Annotated in this window: 5 protein-coding genes and 1 pseudogene; 3 read left to right on the top strand and 3 right to left on the bottom strand. The window is 63.5% G+C overall.

What is annotated here, in order from left to right:
• The 3 genes from EN935_RS15985 to EN935_RS15975 form a co-directional block, all read right to left on the bottom strand.
• The coding region (locus tag EN935_RS15985; protein WP_164771152.1) for a sugar ABC transporter ATP-binding protein at positions 1-1,413 on the bottom strand (1,413 nt) is incomplete at its 3' end.
• Positions 1,414-1,487: 74 nt separating this feature from the next.
• On the bottom strand, positions 1,488-2,510 hold the full coding sequence (locus EN935_RS15980) for an ABC transporter substrate-binding protein (RefSeq protein WP_127264930.1): 1,023 nt from the start codon (positions 2,508-2,510) through the stop codon (positions 1,488-1,490).
• 247 nt (positions 2,511-2,757) lie between these two features.
• Positions 2,758-3,438 (bottom strand): GntR family transcriptional regulator, encoded by a 681-nt coding sequence (locus tag EN935_RS15975; protein WP_109661674.1) that lies wholly within the window; start codon positions 3,436-3,438, stop codon positions 2,758-2,760.
• A 322-nt stretch (positions 3,439-3,760) separates the two neighbouring features.
• Here EN935_RS15975 and EN935_RS15970 point away from each other — a divergent pair, with 322 nt between their 5' ends.
• From EN935_RS15970 to EN935_RS15960, 3 genes and pseudogenes are all read left to right on the top strand, one after another.
• Positions 3,761-4,888 (top strand): sugar ABC transporter substrate-binding protein, encoded by a 1,128-nt coding sequence (locus EN935_RS15970; RefSeq protein ID WP_127264929.1) that lies wholly within the window; start codon positions 3,761-3,763, stop codon positions 4,886-4,888.
• 80 nt (positions 4,889-4,968) lie between these two features.
• A complete protein-coding gene (locus EN935_RS15965) occupies positions 4,969-6,501 on the top strand; it encodes a sugar ABC transporter ATP-binding protein (protein WP_127264928.1) in 1,533 nt (510 codons plus the stop codon).
• Positions 6,498-7,137 (top strand): annotated as a pseudogene (locus tag EN935_RS15960) (ABC transporter permease); the annotation flags it as partial. The gene EN935_RS15965 and the pseudogene EN935_RS15960, both read left to right, overlap by 4 nt.

Genomic DNA, 7,137 nt, shown 5'->3' with positions numbered 1-7,137 from the left:
GGCGAGCAGTTCGGCATCCTCGGTCGTATGCCAGACCAGTGCGCGGCCGCTGCGCGCAATCTCGTTGCACAGCCGGTAGAAATCCTGCTTGGTGGCGATGTCGACGCCGCGCGTCGGGTCGTCGAGCAGGATGATCGGCGTGTCGGCGACTAGCGCTCGCGCGACCAGCGCCTTTTGCTGATTGCCGCCGCTGAGCTCGGTGATGTTGGACTGGAAGCGGCTGTCATCCAGCCGCAGTTTGCCGGCGGCACCGGCGGCCATCTCGCGATTGGCGCGATCGGAAACCAGGCCCAGCGCCGGGCGGCGGGCCAGTGCGCCGATGCTGATGTTTCCCAGCACGCTCCACAGCGGGAACACGCCTTCCTTCTGCCGGTCTCCGGCGATGAAGCCTGCCTGCGCATGTCGTGTGACCGCGCTATTCTGCTTGCGGTCGGGGCTGAAGATCCTATGCAGCAGCTCCTTCTGGCCGCTGCCTTCGAGGCCGGCCAACCCGACGATCTCGCCGCGCACGATCTCGATGTCGCGGCCGAGTTCTGATGTCAGCGGGCCGGAGAGCCGCACCAGCACGTCCTGGGCGGAGGCGGCGGAGACGGCGTGCTGATGCACCGGATTGGCATCGCCGCCCATCAGCTGCACCAGCCTGCCGATCGAGGCGTCCGCGACCTGGCCCTGCCACGCCGTGCGGCCGTTGCGCAGCACCACGATCTCGGTGGCGATGTCGATGATCTCCTGCAGCTTGTGGCTGATGAAGATGAAGGCAAGGCCGGCCTTTGCCCGCTCGCGAATGAAGGCTCGCAGCTGTTTGGAGCGGTCGAGATCGAGCGACGAGGTCGGCTCGTCGAGCACGATCAGCCTGACGCCGGGCGTTGCCGCGGCACGCGCGATCTCCACCATCTGCCGTTCGGCGATGGAGAGGTGGCCGACTTCGGCGTCGGCATCGATGCCGTTACCTGGAAAGACAGCGTCGAGCGCTGCGCGAGCCCGAGCCTTGTAAACCGTTCTCCACCCCGGTCGGGTCGCCGCATCCTGAGGTGTCTCCAGAAAAAAATTCTCGGCGACCGACAGGTTGGCGCAGAGCGAAAGCTCCTGATGCACCATGCGGATGCCTCGCCGCTGCGCCTCGGCGGTGCCGTAGTCGGCGAAGTTCACATGTTCGCCGGCAAAGGAAATCGAGCCCAGCGTAGGCCACATCGCGCCGCACAGGATACGCATCAGCGTCGATTTTCCAGCACCATTGCCACCGACCAGCCCGATCACGTCGCCGGCACCGACGCAGAGGTCGATCCCCGTGTTGGCGAGCGTTGGTCCAAAGCTCTTGGTGATCCCGGTGAGCGAAACGACACTTTGCCCGATTGGTGCGGCAGGCGCCTTGGCGGCGGCTCTGTCCTGATCGGCGACGGCAGACTGGGACATTCGCCCTCCGTTTCTTCGACAGCGACGATCGGGCGGTGCTCCGGCACCGCCCGATCCGGTAGCGCTGGATCGCGTTACTTGCTCAGCAGGTTCTGCTTGACCCAGTCCAGCGAATAGCTCGGGCTGATGATCTGGCCGCCTGGCAGCTTGGCGTATTCCTTGAGGTTGCCGGCATCGACCGTCGCCACCGGCATGATCATCAGCTTGGGCGCCTGGGCACCCTTCAGCAGCGACAGGCCGAGCCAGAAGGCAGCCCCTCCGATACCTGGCGTGGTGTTCATGGACACCGTTTGATAGCCGTTCTTGGCGTTCTCCTCGGCCCACCATTTGACGAAGTCGGTGCCGCCGCCACCCTCGATGATCGGCATCTTGCCGGTGTAGTCGCCGCCATACTGGACGAAGGCCTGCGCGATGCCGACATCGTCGCTGCCGCCCTGGCCGAGCACGGCGTCGACATGCGGCAATGAGGGCAGCACATTGGCGATCGCCGCCTGCGCCACCGAGGCGGTCGCCTGGCCATAGACGGTCGCCACCACCTTGATGTCGGGATACTTCGCCAGCACCGACTGCTGCGCATTGAACATGTCGTTGTCGGGCGCCGAACCCTTCACGCCACGCACCTGCAGGATGTTGCCCTTGCCGCCGAGCATCTTGAAGACCGCCTCGGCCTGGGTCGCCTTGTAGCCCTTGAAGTCGAAATTGAGCTGGTAGTTGCAGGGTGCCGAGGCCACCGAATCGAAAGAGATGACGATGATGCCGGCCTTGCAGGCTTTTTCGATGATGCCATTGACTGCCGTTTCCGAGGCGGCGTCGACGGCGAGCACGTCGACCTTCTTCAGGATCAGCTCGGCAATCTGGCTGTTTTGCTGCGCCACCGAGCCATCGCCGTTCATGACGATATAGTCGGCGATCTGACCAGCGGCCTTGGCTTCCTTGGCGGAGGCTTCGAACGCTTCCACCATCTGGTGCCGCCAAGTGTTGCCGTAATAGGCGTTGGCGAGCGCGATGACCGGCGCGTCCTGTGATGCCATTGCCGGCAACATAGCAGCGCCCACCATTGCGGCGCCGGCGAGCGCCGCCACAGTTACAAATCTCATGGTATTTCCTCCCAAAAACACGATCGGCTTGGCTTGCCACACGAGCACAGCGTAATCTCAAGGGGCACGCTATGTCAGGTACATATTATACCAGCATACCAAATAGGCAAGCGTCAGCAATGACACTGCTGCGCATCGCCTGTTGTTGCGGCCGCTACCTTGATGGAACGGTAATTCGTGATCGCTTTCTGCGGCGGCTTACAAGCCGCTCTTTGGACAGAAGCCATGAGACCGGGGTGTTTGGGCGCTACTTCAAAAGATCGACCAGCACGTCGAAAGCGGCGTCGATGTCGGCGCGGACCGCGGCCCTGACGGCCTCCGCGTCCCGGTTTTTCAATGCCGCGAACATCTCCTGGTGGTGTTCGTTGGCGGTCGAGTAGTTTCCCGAATCGTGCAGCATGTTGAAGTAGGGGCTGATCTGCAGCCAAAGGTTCTCGATGATGTTGAGCATGTTCTCCGAACCCGCCGCCCGATAGATCGAGAAATGAAAGGCGTAGTTGGCGCGCAGATAGGATTTGACGTCGCCGGCGGCATTGGCCTGTTCGAGCGCATCCAGATGCTGGCGCAACTGCGCCACGGCCTGGTCGTCCATGCGCTCCGCAGCCCATGCGGCCGCGATCGCCTCGATCTCGAACCGGACATTCCTGAGGTCGATGAGGCGTGCGCGGCTTAATGCCGGAATACCGATCGACCGGCCTGAAACCACCATCAGTGCGTTGGCCGCCGTCAGGCGCCTTAGTGCTTCCCTGACCGGCATCGGGCTGACGCCGAAAGCATCGGCAAGGCTCTGAACCGTGACCATCTCGCCCGGCACGATGCTGCCGTCGAGGATCAGTTCGGTGACATGGCGATAGACCCTGTCCTGCAGGGTTTCCCTGGACAGGGGTGTGATCTCGACCCCCGACTTTTTGTACGCCGATCCAGCCATCTCCCGTCAACCTTCCCGCCCAAGGGCGACGCTACCGCCAGAGCAATTCCAGGAAAAGTGTGAAACGGTTTTCCGTCCGGAATTGCGCCAAAGCAAAGAGACAGAGTGGCTCCGCGTTTCACAGAGACGCGGAGCCACTCTGGCGTCCGGAATGCAAGGTTCAAGGTGCCACGTCAAGCGCCCAAGGGTCCCGGTTTTGATATTAGATGATTTCATCATTGATCTTTGATCAAATCATGTTAGGGTCACCGGCATCGAATGACAAGGGTTACGTTCGTGCCCTTGGGAGGCATTCGGTCGTTCGGATCGGGAGGAGTTTCATATGGGTATCGGATTGAAAGTCCGGCGGCTCGCGCTGCTGGCCGCCATGGCTGTATGCGCCCTTGGGCTGCCCGGCGCGCAGGCAGCCGAGAAGCACAAGATCTTTCTCAGCATGAGCTACATCGGCAATGATTGGCAGGCGGAGGCGGCCAACATGGTCAAGGCCATGGCCGCTCACAAGAGCCTGGCCGACAAGGTCGACCTGCAGGTCCAGGTCGCCGGCCCTAACGCGCAACGCCAAATTCAGCAGATCAATGCAATGGTGCAAAGCGGCGCCGAGGCGATCATCGTGTACCCGATCTCGCCGACCGCGCTCAATCAGGTCGTCAAGAATGCCTGCGACAAGGGTGTGAAGGTGTTTGCCTACGACGCCGAGATCACCGAGCCTTGTGCCTACAACGTCCACATCGACCAGCTGGAAGCGGGCAGGGTGACCGCCGAATGGCTGGTCAAGAAGCTCAATGGCAAGGGCAACATCATCGCCATCACGGGTGTCCCGGGAACGTCAGTCGACGATCAGCGGACAAAGGCCGCCAAGGAAGTCTTCGCCAAATATCCTGATATCAAGATCGTCGGCGAGGCTGTCGGCATGTGGAGCCAGGCGGTCGCCCGCACCGAGCTTTCGAAGATCCTGGCCACCCGCAATTGGGACGACATCAACGGGCTGTGGATGCAGGTCGGCTGCTTCACCGCCAACTCAATGCAGCTCGAGGCCGGCAAGAAGACGAGCGAACTCCTGCCTTGCGCCGGCGAAGGCTCCAATGGCGGCCGCATCCAGATGCTGCCGGAGGGCACCGAAGTCGAAGGTGCCGCTCCCCCCTATGCACCGGCGGGCGCGCAACGCATTTCCTATGCCTCGCCGCCCTATTCCGGCGCGCTGGCGCTGAAGCTTGCCGTCGAGGCGATCGAAGGCAAGGACGTGCCGAAGACCACTATCCTGCCACTACCCGTCGTCACCAATGAGACGATCAAGCTGTGCGATGAAGGCACATGGGCGGAGATGAAGGCCGGCTGCAACGCCTTCAAGCCGTCGCTGGTCTCCAACCCCGGCTGGTTCGCTTCGATCTTTTCGGACCAGACACCCGAGGTCGGCCTCGCCGCGGCCCTCGTCGGCCAGCCGGAAGAGTAAGCCTCCCAAGGCAATCCTGATCATGCACGGGCGTCTGTCCGTGCATGATCGACCTGTGTCAGGCCCGGCGATCGAGGACGATGACAGACCATCCCGAACATCCCGCCATCGAGATCGACGGTATCAGCAAGGCGTTCGGCCCGACCGTCGCGCTGGACGGCGTGTCGTTTGCGATCGCGCCCGGCAGCGTTCATGCACTGCTGGGTGAAAACGGAGCCGGCAAGTCGACGCTGGTAAAGCTGCTGTCCGGGCTGGTCCGGCCAAGCGAAGGCCATGTGCGTGTCTTCGGCAAGGAGATCGCCTACGGCGCACCGCGCGCCGCACACGCGCTGGGCGTGCAGACGGCGTTCCAGGAGATGACCCTGGTGCGCGATCTCTCCGTGCTCGACAACATGCTGTTGCCCTACGCCCCGGTCGGCGTCTCCGGCCTGATCCGGCGCGGCGCTGCCCGCAAGGCTGTCCGTCGCCACATCGACGAGCTCGGTTTTTCCGTCGATCTCGACGCCGAGGTGACCGAGCTCGAGCTTTCTGTGCGCCAGAAGATCGAGATCGCGCGGGCCGTCTACCGCAAGCCGCGCATCCTGCTGCTCGACGAGCCGACATCGACGCTCGCCGGCCGCGACGTCGACTGGCTGGGCGACATCATCGCCAGGCTGAAGGCGGCGGGCACCACCATCGTCTTCATCACCCACCGCATGCGCGAGGTGCGCGCCTTTTGCGAGACGCTGACGATCCTGAGAAACGGCCGCCACATCGTCACCGCGCCGGTTGCCGACATCTCGGACGGCGACGTCATCGAGAAGATCATCGGCCGCAGCATCGAGCAGACCTTCCCGCCCAAGCCAGACGGCGCCCAGGCCTTCGGGCCGCCGGTTCTGGGCGTGCGTGACCTCAAGGTCGGGCGCAAGCTCGACGGCGCCGGCTTCGACCTGCGCAAAGGCGAAATCCTCGGCGTTGCCGGCTTGCAGGGCATGGGCCAGCAGGATCTGTTCCTGGCCTGCTTCGGCATGGCCGAAATCACCCGCGGCCACATCCTCGTTGACGGCCGCAAGGTCTGGCTCGGCTCGCCCGCCGATGCCTTGCTGCCCAACATGGCGATCGGCCTGGTGCCGGAGGATCGCAAATCCGAAGGCCTGTTCCTGAAACTGTCGGGCAGCCAGAACGCCACGCTTCCCGTGATATCGCGCTTCACTCGTTTCGGCCTTGTCGACGCAGAGGCCGAAACCCGCTCCGTCGAGGCGGCATTCGCCACTGTCGAGGTCGACCGCCGCGCGCTGTGGACGCGGGCCGGTGCGTTTTCCGGCGGCAACCAGCAGAAGATCGCAATAGCCAAATGGCTGGTGGCGCAGAGCCGCATCCTGCTGTTGTTCGATCCCACCCGAGGCATCGACGTCGGCACCAAGCACGAGCTTTATGTGATGATGCGAAACTACGTGGCCGCCGGCGGCTCGATCCTGCTGCACTCGACCGAGATTCCAGAGCTCGTCCACCAATGCGACCGGGTCCTGGTTCTCTATGACGGGCGCATCGCTGCCGAGCTAGAAGGCGACGCCATCACCGAGTCGGCCATCATGCGCCCGGCACTCGGGCATGCCGGGGATGCCGCGGCATGAGCAGCGCAAGCATTTCATCTCCGGTTTCCCGAAGCTTCGGGTTGCGCCGCGCGCTGATGCGCAATCGCGGCGCACTGATCGCCGCTATTGTCCTTGCGATCCTGCTTTTCATCGTCGACTGGATCAGCGCCGGGCCACTGACCTATTTCGATGTTTCGTTCCTGTCGAGCGGCGGCGCGACCTCGGCGCTCGCAGCGATCGGCCAGACCATCGTCATCCTGTCGGGCGGCTTCGACCTGTCCGCCGGCGCGGTGATATCGCTGGTCAATGCCGTGCTGGCATCGAGCATGGACCCGATGGCGCCAGGCGCCAGCATCATCCTGTGGACCGCCGTCGGCATCGGCGTCGGCATGGCCGTGGGCGCCTTCAACGGCTTCTTCATCGCGGTGCTGCGCATGCAGCCTATCGTGGTGACGCTGTCCACCATGTTCATCCTGCAAGGCGTGACGCTGCTGGTGATGGACAAGCCCGGCGGCTTCGTGTCGCCCGATCTCGGCACCTTCTACCTCGGCGACGCGATCGCCGGCTGGCTGCCGATGCCGCTGGTGGTGATCGGCGTCGTCCTGCTTGCCTGGTTCTGGCTGAAGGGCACCCGCTTCGGCACAGCACTTTATGCCGTTGGCAGCGATACGGAGT

Source organism: Mesorhizobium sp. M7D.F.Ca.US.004.03.1.1, from assembly GCF_003998635.1.
In the GTDB taxonomy this organism is placed as follows: Bacteria; Pseudomonadota; Alphaproteobacteria; order Rhizobiales; family Rhizobiaceae; genus Mesorhizobium; species Mesorhizobium loti.
This window is presented reverse-complemented; position numbering and strand designations above follow the sequence as displayed.

What these genes read in the sequence shown, in the direction of transcription:
- EN935_RS15980 (WP_127264930.1), bottom strand. Translation starts at nt 2,510, where the DNA reads ATGAGATTTGTAACTGTGGCGGCGCTCGCCGGCGCCGCAATGGTGGGC.
- EN935_RS15975 (WP_109661674.1), bottom strand. Translation starts at nt 3,438, where the DNA reads ATGGCTGGATCGGCGTACAAAAAGTCGGGGGTCGAGATCACACCCCTG.
- EN935_RS15970 (WP_127264929.1), top strand. Translation starts at nt 3,761, where the DNA reads ATGGGTATCGGATTGAAAGTCCGGCGGCTCGCGCTGCTGGCCGCCATG.
- EN935_RS15965 (WP_127264928.1), top strand. Translation starts at nt 4,969, where the DNA reads ATGACAGACCATCCCGAACATCCCGCCATCGAGATCGACGGTATCAGC.